Genomic DNA, 17,446 nt, shown 5'->3' on the forward strand with positions numbered 1-17,446 from the left:
TGGGTAATAAAATTACATTACGATCTGTCACAGTGGTATTAAATTACAATCCCGGCTGCAAGTGGCTTTTCTGCAGGTGCAGTATGAGATTCGGCCGCGTCAGAATGCTCTGTCGCCTCGATATTTCTTAATATAGGTTAATGTTCGAAGAATTGTGTTCAATATCGTCAATCCAAGCCGACTTTGAGACGTCATTGCACAGAAAAACCAGTGAACTGCCCATAACTTTGACAGAGGTAACCCCATGATCCAAACACCGTATCTTTTGTTCCTCGGCGATGCACCTGACCAGCTGGCCGCCAAGGTCGCGCAGGGCATCAAAGACTGGCGCCCTAACAATGCCGTTGGGCAGTTTCGCCTGCCCGGTTGTGGCGCAGATATGGGCCTTACGGACATGACGCTCGAAGACGGTCTAAAGGCCGGTGCCAAGACACTGGTGATTGGCGTGGCCAACCGTGGTGGTGTGATTTCGGCAGAATGGCAGGTCGTTTTGGTGCAGGCCTTGCAGATGGGCTATGACATTGCCGCCGGGCTGCACAACTTGTTGCGCAACGAAGACGCACTACAGGCGGCGGCCAAGGTCAACGGGCGCACATTGCACGACGTGCGTGTGCCCAGCGTCGCGTATCCGATTGCAAACGGCCAGAAACGCACCGGAAAACGCGTCTTGGCGATTGGCACGGATTGTTCGTGTGGCAAGATGTACACCGCGATGTCCATGGATGCAGAAATGGTCAAGCGGGGCATGAAATCTGATTTCCGCGCGACGGGTCAAACCGGTATTTTGATCACCGGCAAGGGCGTGCCATTGGATGCGGTGATTGCGGATTTCATGGCGGGCGCGGTTGAATATTTGACCCCCGACAATGACGCAGACCACTGGGACCACATCGAAGGGCAGGGCAGCCTGTTTCACGTGTCGTATTCCGGGGTGACGATGGCGTTGATCCATGGGGGGCAACCTGATGCGTTGGTCTTGTGCCACGAGCCCACCCGCACGCACATGCGCGGTTTGCCAGAATACAAATTGCCATCGTTGGAAGTGCTGCGCGATACGGCGTTGCCGATTGCCCGCGTGGCGAACCCGGCCTGTGTTGTTGCGGGTGTGTCCGTCAACACCAAAGCGCTGGACGAGGCGGCGGCGCGCGCCTGCCTGCAAGAGATCGAAGACCGGATGGGCCTGCCTGCGACAGACCCTTACCGCTTTGGCGCCGAAAAGCTGGTGGATGCCTTGGCCGGTTTGTAAAGGGCACGCATTGGCGGTTATATGTTTCGGAACGATAGAGGGATCGGTATGCGTATTGAAATAAGCCGCGATGTCTTTCGCCTTGCCGAGGTGTTTACCATTTCGCGTGGGTCACGGACGCAGGCAGATGTTCTGACCGTGCGGCTGGATGACGGGCATCATGTAGGCTGGGGCGAATGCGTGCCCTATGCCCGCTACAACGAAACGCTCGACAGCGTCACATCAGAGATCGCGGGCCTGCCGGGCGATGTGACGCGCGCGGCGCTTTATGATCTGTTGCCGGCGGGGGCTGCGCGCAACGCAGTTGATTGCGCGCTGTGGGATCTAGAGGCCAAACGCGCAGGCAAACGGGTGTGGGAATTGGCGGGCTTGGCGCAACCGGGCCCGGAAATTACCGCCTATACCCTGTCGCTGGACAGCCCCGAAAAGATGCAGGCGCAGGCGGCCAAGCATGCACATCGGCCATTGCTAAAGATCAAGCTGGGCACGCCCGATGACATGCCGCGTCTCGAAGCCGTGCGTGCCGGTGCGCCCGCTGCGCGTATCATCGTGGACGCCAATGAGGGATGGTCGGCAGAGGTTTACGCCGATTTGGCCCCGCATCTGGTGCGTTTGGGGGTGCAGTTGGTCGAACAGCCCTTGCCCGCAGGCGAAGACGACGCATTGTTGGGACTGGACCGGCCCGTGCCCGTCTGCGCCGACGAAAGTTGCCATGACCAAAGCAGCCTGCCGAAACTCAAGGGCAAATATGATGTGGTGAACATCAAGCTGGATAAAACTGGCGGCCTGACCGAAGCACTGGCCCTGCGCGATGCCGCCGTGGCCGAAGGCTATGACGTGATGGTGGGGTGCATGGTCGGGTCCAGTCTTGCTATGGCGCCTGCAACATTGGTGGCACAAGGCGCGTTGATCACAGACCTTGACGGCCCGTTGCTATTGGCAGAAGACCGACCCGAACCTTTGATTTTTGACGCGGCCGGGGTGCATCCACCCGTGGCCAAGCTGTGGGGATGATGAAATGCGCACTGTTTACTTGAATGGCGACTACTTGCCCGAAAACGAAGCTTCGGTTTCGATTTTCGATCGCGGCTTTTTGATGGCGGATGGCGTCTACGAGGTGACATCCGTCTTGGGTGGCAAGCTCATCGATTTTGACGGGCATGCCGTGCGGTTGCAGCGGTCGCTGGATGCGCTGGATATGGCGAACCCGATCACCAAAGACGACCTGCTAGAGGTGCACCGCGAATTGGTGCGCGTCAACGAGATCGACGAAGGCATGATCTATTTGCAGATCACCCGTGGGGCCCCCGGTGACCGCGACTTTGCCTTTCCCGACCCAGAAACAACCACGCCGACGATCGTGCTGTTCACGCAAAACAAGCCCGGTTTGGCCAACAGCCCGGCGGCCAAGGTGGGTATGAAAGTCATCAGCATTGATGACATCCGTTGGGGGCGCCGCGACATCAAGACGGTGCAATTGCTGTACCCGTCGATGGGCAAGATGATGGCCAAAAAGGCAGGCGCCGATGATGCATGGATGATCGAGGACGGGTTTGTCACCGAAGGCACCAGCAACAACGCCTACATCGTGAAGGGCAACAAGATCATCACCCGTGCGCTCAGCGCCGATATCTTGCACGGCATCACGCGCGCGGCTGTTTTGCGGTTCGCCCAAGAGGCGCAGATGGTGGTTGAGGAGCGCAACTTTACCATCGATGAGGCCAAAGACGCCGACGAGGCGTTTATCACCTCGGCCAGCACCTTTGTCATGCCCGTGGTGGAAATTGATGGTGTGGCATTGGGCGATGGCACGCCAGGGTCAGTGGCGTCGCGGTTGCGCGAGATTTATCTCGAAGAGAGCCTCAAAACGGCGGTCTAGCAGGGCCGCCCGTTATCCTATGATATCGCCCGGTACGTGGCCGCAGCTTTCCATCATCTTCAGGTAGGCGGCGGTAAAACCAGACAGAGACGCGGTGTAGACGACCTCGCGGCCTATGCTGCCGTCTTGGTGCGCTGGCAGTGTTTCATTGACCCGGTAAAAGGTCACGGACTGCGCTGCCAACATCCGCCCGAGCATCCAATCGACCTCGCCCGGAAAGGGCGAGGCATGTGCAAATGGAAATACGTCCTCCTCGTATCCCATTTCCAATGTGGCTTCGGCCCCCTGACCGTCATCGAATTCGTATACTATGTAGTCGCCGGTTTGGATCTGCGTTGCATATCCGCGCGGGGCGGTTTCGCGAAATAAAGGGACGGGGTAGTCATATGGCGGGCCTACATCGCCATTTGAGGTGGTTATGGATACGCTGGGCAGGCCATCGCCGCCGGTGGATGCCCGACAGGTGCGCCGCAGGTCTTGGCCGGTATCAATGTCCGATATGCTGACGGTCCAATCCTTGTAGTCCCAATAGGCGTCCGCCGCCGCTTCGTTGGCAAAGACCAACGCGGCGCTTATCAGTATGATCCGCATGCCACAGCTCCATTCATGAACGACCAATAACGAACCACAGGCACGTTAATGGCACATGAATGGCGCGCTAAGAAGTTTGAACGTTTTCCGCAAAGCTTTGTTCAAAGGCCTTTTTCTGATCGCCAGAGGCGTCGGTTTGGTGGTTGGCCTTCCAGTCCTCCATGGTCATCCCATAGAATAGCTCGCGGGCTTCGTCCTTGCCGATCTCGATCCCCTTTTCAGCGGCGGCTTCTTGGTACCAGCGGCTTAGGCAATTGCGGCAAAACCCGGCCAAATTCATCAGGTCGATGTTTTGCACGTCTGTGCGGTCTTGCATCAGGTGCTGTTGCAGGCGGCGGTAGGCGGCGGCTTGAAGTTCGATCTCTGTTTGGTTGGGCACGTCTGAGGCCTCTTTCTGCTGGTGTCAGTCATCAAATTGGCCCCCACGGTTGGTGTTCAACCACCGCAACGGGTGCGGCCGGGGTGTTTGCCGGTGTGACTATAAGCTAGGCGGCAATAGGGCCGTTGGCAAACCAAAGCTGTGCCAGTCTCTTGGATGTGATGGCGGATGCCACCTTATTCTGCGCGAAGTTTCAGTTTAGTCGCAAGCAATGCGGCCAACACCGCCAACCCCGCAAGGACCAGAAAAGATAGGCGCATATTGCTGAGATGCGCGATAAAGCCGATCACCGGTGGGCCTAGCAACATGCCGCCATATCCCAATGTGGCCACGCTCGCGATGGCTGGGCCCGGCGCGATGTCAGGGTCGCAGGCAGCACGGGCAAAGACCAATGGCGTAACAATGGCATAGCCCGCCCCCGTTAACGCAAAACCCACCAAGACGATAGCAACCTGTTGCCCGGTGATTGCCAGAATAAGGCCTACGAACGCGGTGGCCGCACTCGCCCGCACGGTCGTCACGGGGCCGAACCGTTCGATCAGGACACCGCCCGACAAACGGACGCAGACCATCGTTGCGCTGAACACGGCGTACCCCAGCGCCGATTGGGCCTGTGATGCGTGGGTTGTGACCTGCATGAAAACGGCGCTCCAATCGGCCATGGCGCCTTCCCCCATTGATACCGAAAAGGCGATGAGCCCCATCAGAAAGAGCGGCCCTGACGGGAGCGCAGCGCGCGGTGTGGATGCCCCGCGTATGGTCGGCGTAAAGTGTGGGGGTTTTGCCGCCAACATGGGCGACACCCCGCAGGCCCCTCCGACCACCGCCAACACGGCAAAATGCGCGCTGGGGTCTAACCCGATGTACGCGGCGGCAACCCCGCTGGCGGCGCCTAGCCCCGCGCCCACACTAAACATGGCGTGGAAAATCGACATGGTGCTGCGCCCTACGCGGGTTTCGACGCGCGCGCCCCAGCCGTTCATGGCAACATCCATCGCGCCATGGGCCGCACCAAATAGAAACAACGCAGCCCCCAGTGCCAGGGGCGTCGGCGCGACCCCCAGCACCACAAGTGCAGGCAGATACGCCCACGCACACAGTAGCGTCAGGCGGTGCGGGCGCAATCTTTCCGACAATACACCCGCGATGGGAAATGACACGATCGCCCCACCCGCAAGCGCCAACAACAACAGGCCCAGCGGGCCGGGCGCAAGATCGAACCGGTCCTTGAAGGCCGGGACGCGCGCGGCCCAGGCGCCAAACAGCAGGCCATTCAAGGCAAACGCGGCGACAACCGCGCGCCATTCGCTGTCTGCCCAAAGAGCGGCCCGTTTTGGGGCGGGTTCAGACGGCTCAGACATGGACAATCTCGATGCCTGCGTCGGCAAAAGACGCCATCGCATTTGGTGAGGCATCTGTCACGATGGTGGTGATGTCGGCGGGGGGGATCACGCGGTGCCGTCCCCGCCGTTTCAGTTTGGCCGCCGATGCGACGACGGTAACCTGTGACGCCGCGCGGGCCATCGCCCGTTTGACACCTGCCTCGCCGGCGTCTTCTGCGCTGAGCCCGAAATCTGGCCAAAGCCCGCAGGCCCCCAACACACATAGGTCGGCTGCGATTGTGCCAATGGCGCGTTCTGTGTCGCCGCCCGTGGCCATCGCACCTTCGGGGCACAGCGCGCCCCCCAACATGTGAACCTGCGCGCCTTGGGCCAATGCCGCCAGCGCCACCGACGGTGCCGGGGTGACAATCAGGCCGCGAAAGGACGCGGGCAACCGCGCGGCGACGGCTGTCATTGTGGTGCCCGCATCGATGAAAACGGTACCCTCTGGCGGCACCAAACCCGCGGCGCTTATGGCAAGCGGTATCAGCGCGGCGTCAGGGCTGTGCGCGCGTATGTGATATGAGGGCGCAGGCCCCGTCACCGGCATGGCGCCGCCCCGGATCCGCCGCACCAAGCCTTCGCGTTCTAGCGCGATCAAATCGCGGCGGATCGTATGGACGGAAATGCCCCATTCCTGCGCCAACGCACTCGCAACAAGGGGCGCGTCGTGGGTCAGGCGCGCGCGCAGGGCGGCTTGCCGTGTGTCTGGATTATTGAGATCGTTCATTGCATATTATTGCAATCCTGTGCGAAAGATTGCAATATAAATCAAAATCGCACACTGATATGGCCGTTAGATGTGCCCGGCGTGTGTCTGGTGCAGGTTTTGGCGTATGAAAATGAGGCGTTTGATCGGGCAAGGGGTTTGCCAAGCAAACCGACAAGTTTTATTGTCGGTCCACCCCATCCGCACAGTTGCCCCCTCGTGCTTCATGCGACATAAGGTGCACAAACCCCGTTAGCGGTAACAAGATCGAAGGGACCTAAAACCATGAGACGCACCCGTAATGTCAAGATCGTGGCCACGTTGGGCCCCGCGTCGGATACCTACGACACAATCCACGCGCTGCACATGGCGGGCGCAGACGTGTTCCGCCTGAACATGAGCCACGGCACCCACGATGAAATTCGTGAAAAGCACAAGATTATCCGCCAGATCGAAGAAGACACAGGCGGCAGCATTTGTATTTTGGCAGACCTTCAGGGCCCCAAACTGCGCGTCGGTGTTTTTGCCAATGAAGACGGTGAGATGCTGGAAGAGGGCGCCAAGTTCCGCATGGATCTTGACAGCACAGCGGGCGATGCCACCCGTGTGAACCTACCGCACCCCGAGATCTTTGCCGCGCTGGAGCCGGGCGCATCGCTGTTGGTGAACGACGGCAAGATCCGTCTCAAAGTCGACAGCTGCGGGCCCGAATTCGCGGAGTGTACTGTGATTGCAGGCGGGATGATTTCCAACCGCAAGGGTGTGAACGTGCCGGATGTGGTGCTGCCGCTGGCGGCGCTGTCGGACAAAGACCGCAAGGATCTGGAATTTGCCTGCGACTTGGGTGTGGATTGGCTGGCGCTTAGCTTTGTGCAGCGTGCCGATGACGTGCTGGAGGCTTCGGATATGGCCAACGGCCGTGCCGCCATCCTCAGCAAGATCGAAAAGCCCGCTGCGGTTGCCAATTTCGACGAGATCCTCGCGGTGAGCGATGGCATTATGGTGGCGCGCGGCGATTTGGGTGTGGAATTGCCGGTGCAAAACGTGCCGCCGATCCAAAAGCGCCTTGTCCGCAAGTGTCGCCGCGAAGCCAAGCCGGTGATCGTGGCCACGCAGATGATGGAAAGCATGATCGAGAGCCCCGTGCCCACCCGCGCCGAGGTATCGGATGTGGCAACGGCGATCTACGAAGGGGCCGACGGGGTCATGTTGTCGGCGGAATCTGCGGCTGGGGCCTACCCGGTTGAGGCCGTCACAACGATGAACAACGTCGCCACCGAGGTTGAGCTGGACCCGACATACCGCCAGATCATCGAAGCCTCGCGTGAGACAGCGGGCATCACAATTTCTGATGGTATCGTTGCTGCGGCCCGTGAAATTGCGGAAAAAACCGAGATCAAAGCGATTTGTTGTTTTTCCCAAAGCGGCACAACTGCGCTTTTGACCGCGCGTGAACGTCCGCGTGTGCCGATTTTGGTGATGACGCCCCTGCGCCGGACTGCGCGGCGGTTGACCATGAGCTGGGGTACCAACTGCGTGATGACCGAAAAGATGGACCGCTTTAAGCTGGCGGTTGTGGCATCCGCCCGGGCGGCAACGCGGCAGGGCTATGCCGAATCGACCGACCAGATCGTGGTCACGGCCGGTGTGCCGTTTAACGTGCCAGGGTCGACGAACATCTTGCGGGTTGCCCCCTGTGATGAACGGATGATCTTTAACGCCGACCCAGAATGATCAGGCATCGCAGGGCTGTGCGATACGGCCCTGCGACCCGTGTGAGATGATGCGCTTCCCCTCGGTGACGTGGTGTTGCGATAGAACGAACAGATCGTGTTTGCCGTGGCAGGGCGAATTTGGCCGCGCTTGTGGAGCGTGACTTTTATCTTTTCGGCGTCGACGGCTTGGTTTTTAGTGCCGCTTGTGATCCTGCAGCGCCTTTTCCAACCGGTGGGCTACTTAATCACGACGCAAAGAGTACTGGTGGTAGAACGCCAAGGCATCGTGGCCCAAATGAGCTTGGCTGACATCAGGACATTCCGAGGTGCGCGGACCTGCTTGATGATTTGTGGGGCTGATCGCAGCGTATGGTTATCACGCCTTCCTGACGCGTGGTTTTTCGAGACTATTGTGCGGAACGTGATCACGAAAACACTGCAGGCAGATATTTGAGCGCGCGCCCTGAAAAAATGCACCGTGAAAAAATACACCGTGAAAAAGCGCCCCGGAACATCGGGTGATGGCCTGACACCCCTTGCCATGAGGCGCGCAGTGTTCTAGTAGGCGCGCTCTAGCTTGCGTGACCGGCCAAAGTGGCATGCCGAGTCGCGCTTTTACCGCCAACCAAGGAGACGGAAATGCCCAAGATGAAGACGAAATCGAGCGCTAAAAAGCGCTTTAAGGTGACAGCCACCGGCAAGGTGTTGGCTGGTCAGGCAGGCAAACGCCACGGGATGATCAAGCGCACGCGCAAATTCATCCGTGATGCACGCGGGACAACAACCTTGTCCGCGCCCGACGCCAAAATCGTCAAGGGCTTCATGCCCTACGACCGCTAAGGAGAGCCGATATGTCCCGAGTTAAAGGTGGTACAGTCACCCACGCCCGTCACAAGAAAGTCATCAAGGCCGCGAAAGGCTATTATGGTCGTCGCAAGAGCACCTTTAAGGTCGCGCGTCAGGCCGTTGATAAAGCCAACCAATACGCGACCCGTGACCGCAAGAATCGCAAGCGGAATTTCCGTGCGTTGTGGATCCAGCGGATCAACGCTGCTGTGCGCAGCCATGACGAAGCGCTGACATACAGCCGTTTCATCAATGGTCTGACATTGGCAGGCATTGAAGTGGACCGCAAAGTGTTGGCCGATCTGGCCGTGCACGAGCCAGACGCGTTTGGTGCGATCGTCAAGCAAGCGCAGGACGCGCTGGCTGCCTGATCTTTGTGATCTGAAGAACACGACAAGCCGCTCCTGTTGGGGCGGCTTTTCTTTTGCAGGCCAGCCCATGCGACGGACAGCCCTTGAGCGCGCCGCGCGACATGGTACACTGCCCCCGACTGAACAAGCGCGAAAGCTCCATGGCTGCGACTGGTACCCCCCCTTCGAACACTGACGACCAACCTGACCTGAGGAATCGGATCGTCAGTGCCGTGATTATCGCAGTCATTCGGCTGCTCACGCTGCTGCCGTACCGGATGAGGGTGCCCACCAGCGGCTGGATGCTTGCAAACGTGATCGGCCCGGTGATCGGCTACCGCCAACGGGTGCGCGACAATCTGACGATGATCTTCCCCGACATGCCCGTGGCGGAAAAAGAGCACCTCGCCCGCGCGGTGCCCAACCAAATCGGGCGAACGCTGGCTGAATTGTTTTCGCCCAAGGATCTGGTGCGTACGGCGGCCCAAACCCCAGTGACCGGCGCGGGTGTCGACGCCGTCGAAGAGGCGCGATTGGCCGGGCGGCCCATTATCATCGTGTCTGGGCACTTCGGAAATTACGATATCGCGCGGTCGATCCTGATCCAGCGGGGGCATCAAGTGGGCGGGCTGTACCGCAGCATGAACTATCAGGGGTTCAACGAATTTTACGTGTCGCGCATTTCGCAGGTTGGCACGCCGCTGTTTCTGCGGGGCCGGCGCGGTATGGGCGAGATGTTGAAATTCCTCAAGGGGGGGAATGCCATCGCCCTGTTGATCGACCAACATATGTCGTCGGGCGCGCCGCTGTCGTTCTTTGGCCGTACTGCTTTTACCGCGCTATCGGCGGCGGAATTGGCGCTGCGGTATGACGCGCTGTTGGTGCCATGCTACGGCGTGCGGCAACCCGATGGGATGAGCTTTGAGATGGTTGTCGAAAAACCTATCGAACACGGCACGCCGGAAGAAATGACGCAAGCGTTGAACGATAGCCTAGAGGCGCAGGTGCGCGCCCATATGGCGCAATGGCTGTGGGTGCATCGGCGCTGGAAAAGAAAATAAATACAGTGGCTTGGCTGCGAATTTAGGCGCGTTCTATACGGTGTGGATAGGCAACCCGATCGTGGTCACACGCCGCTTTGTCGGTATGTGGCGTCTGTTAAATATACATAGCTCGGCAAAATAGCGCTTTAGAACAGGTGTTTGAGCGGTTTTTGGGGGCGTCTTCGCACCAAAGTGTGACTTGCGCTAATGTTACTTTATAAAGTAACATTTAGACAAAGAAGGAACCGTCACATGCACTACGACGCTGCTGGTCGACACTTTGATGTGTTTGAGGTTTCTGATTTCACCCAGAACACGGGCTCCGCGACGATCTGCCCAAAGATCTGCGGCTCAACGATATCGCCAATACTCAAAGGTGACGTAGCAGCCCCACCCTTGATTGTACCCTTTTTGCTAACAGGATCTCCCCTATGAAACCTATGTCCTTTCTCGCCGTCACTGTGATTGCTGCCGCGCCTGCACTGGCGGATGAAACCCGCCAGCTCGATGCACATGAACATGGGGTAGGGCAGTTGGATATTGCCTTTGACGGGTCGCAAATCGCGATGGAATTGCATGCACCGGGGGCAGATATTGTCGGGTTCGAGTACGCTGCAACACGCGCCGAAGACCGGGCCGCAGTGGACGCCGCTGTTGCGACGCTTGCGCGGCCATTGGATTTGTTTGTACTGCCGCAGGCGGCAGGGTGCAGTGTGGTTCAGGCATCCGCAGAATTAGAGAGCGACCATGCGGATGATGACCACGACGACCATGATCATGAAGACCATGCCGATGAAGACCACGACGACCACGGCCACGATGATCACGCGGATGAAGACCACGACGACCACGGCCACGATGATCACGCCGATGAAGACCACGACGACCACGGTCATGACGACCACGCCGATGACGACCATGGTCACGATGAGCACGCCCATGATGACCATGCCGACGCCGCTGGCCACACAGAGTTCCACGCCGAATATCTGCTGACCTGCGCCGATACCACGGCCGTGACGGATATCACATTCGCCTATTTCGAAACATTCCCGAATGCGCTGGAGGTTGAGGTGCAGGTGGTTTCATCCACGGGTGCGGCTTCCTTTGAGGTCCCACGGGCGGCGCCAACCCTTGACCTGCGCAGCCTATTTTAAGGGCGCGGCGTCAGGTGCCGTGCTCTGATCTGCCGCTTTGTCTTGATGATGTCCGCTACCGCTGGCCGGGGCGGGCATCATTTAACGTACATGTCCCCGCGCTGAAAATCGCCCGTGGCGAGACGGTATTGCTGTTGGGGGAAAGCGGGTCTGGCAAATCTACGGTGCTGTCGCTGATCTGCGGTACGATCCTCGCAGACACCGGATCGGTGCAGGTAGACGGGACCGACATCACATCGCTGTCTTCGGGCAAACGCGACCAGTTCCGTGCCGAACGAATTGGTCTGATCTTCCAACAATTCAATCTGCTGCCGTTTGCCACTGCGCGCGATAACATCCTGCTTCCATTACGATTTGCTCCGCAACGGCGCAAACGGGTGGCAGACCCCGCGCATGATGCCGCGCGCCTGTGCCGGGATCTGGGCCTGCCCGATGATGTCGTGCAGGCCCGTGCGGGCAGGTTGAGCGTGGGCCAACAACAGCGGGTTGCGGCGGCGCGGGCGCTTATCGGCGCGCCACCGCTGATTATCGCGGATGAACCCACGTCGTCGCTGGATGCGGCCACCCAAGCGACGTTTCTTGACCTGTTGTTCGCGCAATCGCGGGCCCATGGCACAACGCTTTTGATGGTCAGTCACGATGCCCGACTGTCCAGCCAATTTGACCGGGTGATCCACATGACCGACATCGCGCAGACAACCCGAGACGCGGCATGATTGTGCGCTTGGCTTTGGGGTCGCTGATGGCGCGGGCGCTGACGGTGGGCATGACCATTCTGGCCATCGCCCTGTCGGTCGCGCTGTTTTTGGGGGTCGAGAAAATCCGCACCGGTGCCAAAAGCAGCTTTGCCGATACGATATCGGGCACCGATTTGATCATCGGTGCGCGGTCGGGGTCGGTGCAATTGCTGCTTTATTCGGTGTTTCGCATTGGTAATGCCACCAACAATCTGACTTGGCAAAGCTATCAAGACATCGCCGTCCGCCCCGAGGTTGATTGGATCGTGCCGATTTCCTTGGGCGACAGCCACCGACAATTCCGCGTGATGGGCACGACGCCTGCATTTTTCGACCGGTACAAATACCGCGCGGGCCGGTCATTGGCGGTGCAAGAGGGGGCGGTGATGTCCGACCTCTTTGATGCGGTCATCGGCGCGGATGTGGCGGCAACCTTGGGGTACACGACAGGCGACCCGATTGTGGTGGCGCATGGGTTGGCCTCTTTCACCGAACACAAAGACCAACCCTTTCGTATTTCGGGTATCTTGGAAAAAACCGGCACGCCTGTCGACCGCACCGTGATCGTCAGCCTAGAGGCCATAGAGGCGATCCATGTGGATTGGCGTAGCGGGGCGCAAATACCGGGGCAATCCACGCCCGTTGATGTGTTGCGGCAGATGGATCTGGCGCCCCAAGCGGTCACTGCGGCCCTTGTGGGCGTGAATAGCCGCCTGCAGGTGTTCGGATTGCAGCGCGCGATCAATGACTACCCGCAAGAGCCGCTGCTGGCGATCTTGCCGGGGGTCGCGTTGCAAGAGCTTTGGCAGATCGTTGGCGTCGCAGAAACCGCGCTGATCGGTGTGTCGGGCATGGTGGTTGTGACCGCGTTAATCGGCATGATGGCGACGATTTTCTCGAGCCTCAATGAACGGCGTCGCGAAATGGCGATCTTGCGGGCGATGGGCGCACGCCCCCGCGTTATTGTTGGGTTGCTGGTGCTAGAGGCCGCAGTGATGGCGGCGATCGGGGCGCTGTTGGGGGTAGGGTTGCTGTATCTGGGGCTGTGGGTGGGGCAACCGCTGATCGACAGCGCGTTTGGCCTGTGGCTGCCGATTGAACCGCCCACGTTGCGCGAGGCGTGGGTGATGCTGGCGGTGGTGGCTGCTGGCGCAATTGTGAGCATGATCCCGGCCTTGCGCGCCTACCGCATGTCGCTGGCAGATGGTATGATGGTGCGCGTCTAACTCAATGGGGTGCTTTGATGATCGTTTCGCGTCGCCAACTTATCACCACGGCCGTGGCAACTGCGGCCTTGCCCAAGATAGGCTTGGCCAACCCGCCTATTGAGGTCATGTGGGATGACCTGATCCCACCGGGGGTGCCCTATTCCGAGATCATCGGAGAGGGCGCGGTTGATGTGGTCAACGACACATGGGCCCCGATTTTTGACGACAATGCGACCAAACTAAACCCGGTGCTAGATGGCGCCTACATTCGGATGCCGGGGTATATTATCCCGATGGAACTGTCGGACAAAGGCGTGAGCAGCTTTATTTTGGTGCCCTATGTGGGGGCGTGCATCCACACGCCGCCGCCCCCCGCCAACCAGTTGGTCTTTGTGACCACCCAAACGCCGTGGCCGAATGATAACCTTTGGGATGCCGTCTGGGTGACGGGCAAAATGCGCAACGAATTGCAATCCACCGGCCTTGCGGCGACGGGCTATGTGCTCGCCGCCGACGAGATGGAGATCTACGAATGGTAAACCCACGCATCACGCGGCGCGCGCTTGTGGCCGCTGCCGGGGCGTTCGCCCTGACGCCGTCTGCACGCGCCGACGCTTATGTTGATCTGGAGTGGTCAGACCTGTTGCCCCAAGGTCAGGTGCCGCTTCCGCCGGTGTTCCAAGACCTGATCCAGCACGATCAACTGCCGACCTCCAGCGACCAACCGGCCTCAAGCGGTGTGCGCACCGATTGGAACGGTCAGATCGTGCGGTTGCCGGGGTTTATCGTGCCGATTGACTATTCAGGCGCGGGGGTCACGGCCTTTATTTTGGTGCCTTTCGTAGGGGCCTGCGTGCATGTGCCGCCGCCCCCCGCCAACCAACTTGTGTTTGTCACCACGCCCGAACCCTATGAAAGTTCCGGCCTTTTCGAAGCCGTGAACGTGATAGGCATGTTCGGAACCTCGGCCTTGTCCACGCAGTTGGCTGATATTGGCTATGCGCTATCGGCCGATCAGATCGAGCCGTTTCGAATGTAGGCTTTACCGGCCGCGTGGCGTTACGTGTTTGCCCCGTCATGGGCGTAAAAGTGGTGCACCGGGCCGTGGCCGTGACCCACCGACAGGGTATCGGCGGCGGCAATCGCGCCCGATATATAGTGTTTGGCGCATTGGGCTGCTTGGGCCAGGGTGCGCCCTGCGCCCAGATGTGTCGCCAAAGCCGACGACAAGGTGCAGCCCGTCCCGTGGGTGTTGCGCGTCGTGGTTCGGGGGCTGGGCAGGGCGGTGCTGTCGCCTTGGGTTACCAAAAAATCGATGGCGTCGTCGCTGTTGAGGTGGCCGCCCTTGATCAGAACGGCCTGTGCGCCCAAGCGGCACAGCGCGCGGGCCTGATGTTGCATCATGTCGGTGTCGGTGGCTTCGGGTGTGCCCAACAAGTCTGCGGCCTCTGGCAGATTGGGTGTGATCACGCTGGCGCGGGGTAACAGACGGTCGCGCAAGGCTGCGATGGCATCAGCGGCCAGCAACCTGTCGCCGCCTTTGGCCACCATCACCGGGTCAAGCACGATAGGCGCGCTGCACCCTTCTAGGGCCGTGGCCACAGCGTCGATCACGGTGGCGTCCCCCAACATACCGATCTTGATCGCATCAATGCGGATGTCATCGCGCAGCGCCGCGATCTGCGAGGTGATCAACCCCGGCGAGACCAATTCAACCGCCCGCACCCCTTGGGTGTTTTGCGCGGTCAGCCCCGTGATCACGGCCATCGCATAGCCGCCATTGGCCGATATCGCCTTGATGTCTGCCTGAATTCCCGCCCCGCCAGAGGGGTCAGAGCCCGCGATAGATAGAATATTTGGTCGCATTATATGCTCCAACCTTGAGGGACGTGAGATGTGGCACCTAGTGGGCCTGCCGCCCGCGACATGGTGGATAGGGTCGCGCTGCAGGCGCGGGCGTTTGCGGTGAAACGCAAAGGGGCAATATGGTGTGCAGGGGCAGGCATGGGCGTCCTTTTGGTGCCGTGCGCAGGGGCGTCACCAACGCCGGGGCAGCATGCCAAAGCGCTTGCAACTTCCTCCGCCGGTATGAGCCGGGTCAGGTTCGAAGGGTGCGTCTCAATCGGGTGTTTCACCGATGCCCCTGTTACACGGTCTTGATTTCACAGTCGCGGGGGGCTGTCAAACGGCGCGGGCTAGGGCGCGGTGACGGGACGTTTGCGGCGTTCTGATGCGGCCACGGCGGCACCGGCCAAGACCAAGGGGGCCGCGACTATAAAGCTGGCAGCCACCGGCAACCTAAATACAAACAGATCGGCCAGCAGCGGCCATAACAACGCGATGTATTCGAAAGGCGCAAGGCGTGACGCCTCTGCATAGCGAAACGAAAGCGTCATCGCGATATGCGTGCAGCCGCCAAACAAGCCCGCCGCGATCAGGTAGATCAGGGTGGGTCCTTGGGGCCAGACCCACCCCCACGGCAGGGTCAGTAGCGCGGCCAACATCGACGCGATCACGAAATAAAATGCAATGGCGCCGGGACTTTCGGTTTTGTTTAGGCGGCGCACCATGATCAACGCAAACGCCGTAAGCGCCGCGGACACCAGCGCGCACCCCACGCCCAAGACCCGTGCGGCATCCACGGTGCCCGCGCCCAGTTCTGGCCAGACCAGCACCAAGACCCCGGCAAACCCAAGGGCCAGCCCGCCGACCCGCCACGGCGTCAGACGTTCGGACAGCAGGACAACAGCCGCAATCGCGGTGAGCATGGGGGCGAGCTGCGCGATCAGGATCGCTTCGGACAGGTTTAGGCGTGCCAATGCCGCAAATGACGAGAACAGCGCCAATGCACCGAAACTGGCGCGCAACAGGTGATCAAAGGGGCGTTTTGTTGCCAACCCGCCGGGGAATTCGTTGCGCAGCCACAAGAACACAACCAGCGGGACCAAGGCGAAAAAGGACCTGAAAAAGACGATTTCGCCCAAAGGGATATCGCCGCTCACCGCTTTGACGGCCACAAACATACCGGCCGCCAGCACGCCTGACAGGATGCGCAACCCAATCGCAAGGGCGGGGCGGTCTGTGTCTGTCATGGGGCGGTGTCGGTTTTGGCAAAAGCGTCGCGCAGCACATCGCCGGCCAGATTGATCGCCAGCACGCAGGTAACAACCGCCAGCCCCGGCCAGATCATCTGAAGCGGGTTCGCGCGCATATGGATCCGCGCATCCAGCAACATCGTGCCCCATTCGGCCATGGGCGGTTGCACGCCAAACCCTAAAAATCCAAGCGCCGAGATGCCCAAGATCGCGCGGGCAAACATGCCTGTCCAGACGACAATCAGCGATGGTAACAGCGACGGCAGGTAGTGCCAGCGCGCGATCGCAAGCGGTGACATCCCAGCCAGCCGGGCCTGCACCACGTAGCCGCGGCTTTTCAACGACAATCCGACCCCACGGGCCACCCGCGCATATCGCATCCAACTGGTCACGCCCAAGGCAAAGATCAGGCTGTTGACACCACCGCCCAAAATACCCGCGATCACCACGGCGGCGATCAATTCAGGAAAGGCCAAAAAGGCGTCAGTGACGCGCATCACAGCCCAGTCAACGGTTTGGCCCCCCAATGCGGCCACCAGACCCACCGCTGTTCCAATCACCGCGCCCATGAGCGAGATGACAAAGGCCAACCCCAACGACCACCGCGCGCCATGCAGCAACCGCGACAGGGTATCGCGGCCCAACGCATCGGTGCCCAAAAGCCACGCGGGCCCTGGCGGGCTGAGACGGTTGGGCAGGTTGATAGCCGCTGGATCATGCGGCGCGATCAGCGGCCCAAGTGTGGCAAGCGCAACCAAGACACCGATCAGAAGGATGACGCTACGCATCTTGCTCTCCGATGCGGGGGTCGATCAGGCGGTATATGATATCGATCGCGAGGTTCAATGTCACAAACAGCACTGCGGCAATGATGACCACGGCCTGCACCTTTGGAAAATCGCGCGCCTCGATTGCCTTGACCAGAAAGCTGCCCAAACCGGGGCGGGAAAAGATGACTTCGACCATCACGGTCCCTTCGAGCAAGAACGCCAGTTCCAAGCCAAAGACAGTGATCACCGGGATCGCCGCATGGGGGGCCACATGGGCCCGGCCAAGCGCCCGTGCCGAGACGCCGCGGCGCCGAAAAGCGGGCAGGAAGGGCTGCGCGC

Annotated in this window: 20 protein-coding genes and 1 riboswitch; of the genes, 12 read left to right on the top strand and 8 right to left on the bottom strand. The window is 60.0% G+C overall.

All coding sequences use genetic code 11. The features are described from left to right. Positions 1-244: 244 nt before the first annotated feature. The 3 genes from dgcN to ABJH13_RS07435 are packed head-to-tail and all read left to right on the top strand — an operon-like array spanning position 245 to position 3,125. Complete coding sequence (dgcN, locus tag ABJH13_RS07425) at positions 245-1,246, top strand: N-acetyltransferase DgcN (RefSeq protein ID WP_348405586.1); 1,002 nt, start codon at positions 245-247, stop codon at positions 1,244-1,246. 48 nt (positions 1,247-1,294) lie between these two features. Continuing rightward, the gene (gene dgcA / locus ABJH13_RS07430) at positions 1,295-2,260 is read left to right on the top strand and encodes an N-acetyl-D-Glu racemase DgcA (protein WP_348405587.1); all 966 of its coding nucleotides are present in this window, start codon (positions 1,295-1,297) and stop codon (positions 2,258-2,260) included. A 4-nt stretch (positions 2,261-2,264) separates the two neighbouring features. Then, positions 2,265-3,125, top strand: coding sequence for a D-amino-acid transaminase (locus tag ABJH13_RS07435; RefSeq protein WP_348405588.1), 861 nt, complete (start codon positions 2,265-2,267; stop codon positions 3,123-3,125). A gap of 12 nt (positions 3,126-3,137) precedes the next feature. Here the strand turns inward: ABJH13_RS07435 and ABJH13_RS07440 are convergent, their stop codons facing one another. The 4 genes from ABJH13_RS07440 to ABJH13_RS07455 form a co-directional block, all read right to left on the bottom strand. After that, on the bottom strand, positions 3,138-3,716 hold the full coding sequence (locus tag ABJH13_RS07440; RefSeq protein WP_348405589.1) for a hypothetical protein: 579 nt from the start codon (positions 3,714-3,716) through the stop codon (positions 3,138-3,140). 67 nt (positions 3,717-3,783) lie between these two features. Continuing rightward, the gene (locus tag ABJH13_RS07445; RefSeq protein WP_348405590.1) at positions 3,784-4,095 is read right to left on the bottom strand and encodes a DUF1244 domain-containing protein; all 312 of its coding nucleotides are present in this window, start codon (positions 4,093-4,095) and stop codon (positions 3,784-3,786) included. 176 nt (positions 4,096-4,271) lie between these two features. Continuing rightward, on the bottom strand, positions 4,272-5,456 hold the full coding sequence (locus tag ABJH13_RS07450; protein WP_348405591.1) for an MFS transporter: 1,185 nt from the start codon (positions 5,454-5,456) through the stop codon (positions 4,272-4,274). After that, complete coding sequence (locus ABJH13_RS07455; protein ID WP_348405592.1) at positions 5,449-6,207, bottom strand: DeoR/GlpR family DNA-binding transcription regulator; 759 nt, start codon at positions 6,205-6,207, stop codon at positions 5,449-5,451. Before ABJH13_RS07455 ends, ABJH13_RS07450 begins: the two co-directional genes overlap by 8 nt. Before the next feature lie 264 nt (positions 6,208-6,471). Here ABJH13_RS07455 and pyk point away from each other — a divergent pair, with 264 nt between their 5' ends. The 9 genes from pyk (at position 6,472) to ABJH13_RS07500 (ending at position 14,281) form a co-directional block, all read left to right on the top strand. Further along, complete coding sequence (gene pyk / locus ABJH13_RS07460) at positions 6,472-7,920, top strand: pyruvate kinase (protein ID WP_348405593.1); 1,449 nt, start codon at positions 6,472-6,474, stop codon at positions 7,918-7,920. A gap of 620 nt (positions 7,921-8,540) precedes the next feature. Next, complete coding sequence (gene rpmI / locus ABJH13_RS07465; protein ID WP_014873788.1) at positions 8,541-8,741, top strand: 50S ribosomal protein L35; 201 nt, start codon at positions 8,541-8,543, stop codon at positions 8,739-8,741. Between the two features lie 11 nt (positions 8,742-8,752). Continuing rightward, positions 8,753-9,118, top strand: coding sequence for a 50S ribosomal protein L20 (gene rplT, locus ABJH13_RS07470; RefSeq protein WP_348405594.1), 366 nt, complete (start codon positions 8,753-8,755; stop codon positions 9,116-9,118). 140 nt (positions 9,119-9,258) lie between these two features. Beyond that, a complete protein-coding gene (locus tag ABJH13_RS07475) occupies positions 9,259-10,158 on the top strand; it encodes a lysophospholipid acyltransferase family protein (protein ID WP_348405595.1) in 900 nt (299 codons plus the stop codon). 413 nt (positions 10,159-10,571) lie between these two features. After that, positions 10,572-11,297, top strand: a complete 726-nt coding sequence (locus ABJH13_RS07480) for a DUF2796 domain-containing protein (protein WP_348405596.1) — start codon at positions 10,572-10,574, stop codon at positions 11,295-11,297. Between the two features lie 14 nt (positions 11,298-11,311). Next, a complete protein-coding gene (locus tag ABJH13_RS07485; protein ID WP_348405597.1) occupies positions 11,312-12,013 on the top strand; it encodes an ABC transporter ATP-binding protein in 702 nt (233 codons plus the stop codon). Continuing rightward, complete coding sequence (locus ABJH13_RS07490) at positions 12,010-13,260, top strand: ABC transporter permease (protein ID WP_348405598.1); 1,251 nt, start codon at positions 12,010-12,012, stop codon at positions 13,258-13,260. Before ABJH13_RS07485 ends, ABJH13_RS07490 begins: the two co-directional genes overlap by 4 nt. A 17-nt stretch (positions 13,261-13,277) precedes the next feature. Beyond that, entirely contained in the window at positions 13,278-13,781 is a 504-nt protein-coding gene (locus tag ABJH13_RS07495; protein ID WP_348405599.1) for a DUF3299 domain-containing protein, read from the top strand. Next, positions 13,775-14,281 (top strand): DUF3299 domain-containing protein, encoded by a 507-nt coding sequence (locus ABJH13_RS07500; protein WP_348405600.1) that lies wholly within the window; start codon positions 13,775-13,777, stop codon positions 14,279-14,281. Before ABJH13_RS07495 ends, ABJH13_RS07500 begins: the two co-directional genes overlap by 7 nt. 20 nt (positions 14,282-14,301) lie before the next feature. Here ABJH13_RS07500 and thiD read toward each other — a convergent pair whose 3' ends face one another. The 4 genes from thiD to ABJH13_RS07520 all read right to left on the bottom strand — a co-directional run. Beyond that, positions 14,302-15,108: a bifunctional hydroxymethylpyrimidine kinase/phosphomethylpyrimidine kinase gene (gene thiD, locus ABJH13_RS07505; RefSeq protein WP_348405601.1), complete on the bottom strand. Its 807-nt coding sequence runs from the start codon at positions 15,106-15,108 to the stop codon at positions 14,302-14,304. A gap of 192 nt (positions 15,109-15,300) precedes the next feature. Continuing rightward, a riboswitch (TPP riboswitch) is annotated at positions 15,301-15,397 on the bottom strand. A 40-nt stretch (positions 15,398-15,437) separates the two neighbouring features. After that, entirely contained in the window at positions 15,438-16,334 is an 897-nt protein-coding gene (locus ABJH13_RS07510) for a DMT family transporter (RefSeq protein ID WP_348405602.1), read from the bottom strand. Continuing rightward, the gene (locus ABJH13_RS07515) at positions 16,331-17,125 is read right to left on the bottom strand and encodes an ABC transporter permease (protein WP_348405603.1); all 795 of its coding nucleotides are present in this window, start codon (positions 17,123-17,125) and stop codon (positions 16,331-16,333) included. The genes ABJH13_RS07510 and ABJH13_RS07515 overlap by 4 nt, the downstream gene beginning before the upstream one ends. Further along, positions 17,118-17,446: ABC transporter permease (locus tag ABJH13_RS07520; protein WP_348405604.1), on the bottom strand; the 329-nt coding region annotated here is incomplete at its 5' end. The genes ABJH13_RS07515 and ABJH13_RS07520, both read right to left, overlap by 8 nt.

Source organism: Roseobacter sp., from assembly GCF_039970775.1.
GTDB lineage: Bacteria > Pseudomonadota > Alphaproteobacteria > Rhodobacterales > Rhodobacteraceae > Roseobacter.

Coding starts and splice junctions, on each gene's coding strand:
- ABJH13_RS07480 (WP_348405596.1), top strand. CDS start 10,572: ATGAAACCTATGTCCTTTCTCGCCGTCACTGTGATTGCTGCCGCGCCT.
- ABJH13_RS07435 (WP_348405588.1), top strand. CDS start 2,265: ATGCGCACTGTTTACTTGAATGGCGACTACTTGCCCGAAAACGAAGCT.
- ABJH13_RS07440 (WP_348405589.1), bottom strand. CDS start 3,716: ATGCGGATCATACTGATAAGCGCCGCGTTGGTCTTTGCCAACGAAGCG.
- ABJH13_RS07500 (WP_348405600.1), top strand. CDS start 13,775: ATGGTAAACCCACGCATCACGCGGCGCGCGCTTGTGGCCGCTGCCGGG.
- dgcN (WP_348405586.1), top strand. CDS start 245: ATGATCCAAACACCGTATCTTTTGTTCCTCGGCGATGCACCTGACCAG.
- thiD (WP_348405601.1), bottom strand. CDS start 15,108: ATGCGACCAAATATTCTATCTATCGCGGGCTCTGACCCCTCTGGCGGG.
- ABJH13_RS07515 (WP_348405603.1), bottom strand. CDS start 17,125: ATGCGTAGCGTCATCCTTCTGATCGGTGTCTTGGTTGCGCTTGCCACA.
- rplT (WP_348405594.1), top strand. CDS start 8,753: ATGTCCCGAGTTAAAGGTGGTACAGTCACCCACGCCCGTCACAAGAAA.
- dgcA (WP_348405587.1), top strand. CDS start 1,295: ATGCGTATTGAAATAAGCCGCGATGTCTTTCGCCTTGCCGAGGTGTTT.
- ABJH13_RS07450 (WP_348405591.1), bottom strand. CDS start 5,456: ATGTCTGAGCCGTCTGAACCCGCCCCAAAACGGGCCGCTCTTTGGGCA.
- ABJH13_RS07490 (WP_348405598.1), top strand. CDS start 12,010: ATGATTGTGCGCTTGGCTTTGGGGTCGCTGATGGCGCGGGCGCTGACG.
- rpmI (WP_014873788.1), top strand. CDS start 8,541: ATGCCCAAGATGAAGACGAAATCGAGCGCTAAAAAGCGCTTTAAGGTG.
- ABJH13_RS07495 (WP_348405599.1), top strand. CDS start 13,278: ATGATCGTTTCGCGTCGCCAACTTATCACCACGGCCGTGGCAACTGCG.
- pyk (WP_348405593.1), top strand. CDS start 6,472: ATGAGACGCACCCGTAATGTCAAGATCGTGGCCACGTTGGGCCCCGCG.
- ABJH13_RS07455 (WP_348405592.1), bottom strand. CDS start 6,207: ATGAACGATCTCAATAATCCAGACACACGGCAAGCCGCCCTGCGCGCG.
- ABJH13_RS07510 (WP_348405602.1), bottom strand. CDS start 16,334: ATGACAGACACAGACCGCCCCGCCCTTGCGATTGGGTTGCGCATCCTG.
- ABJH13_RS07475 (WP_348405595.1), top strand. CDS start 9,259: ATGGCTGCGACTGGTACCCCCCCTTCGAACACTGACGACCAACCTGAC.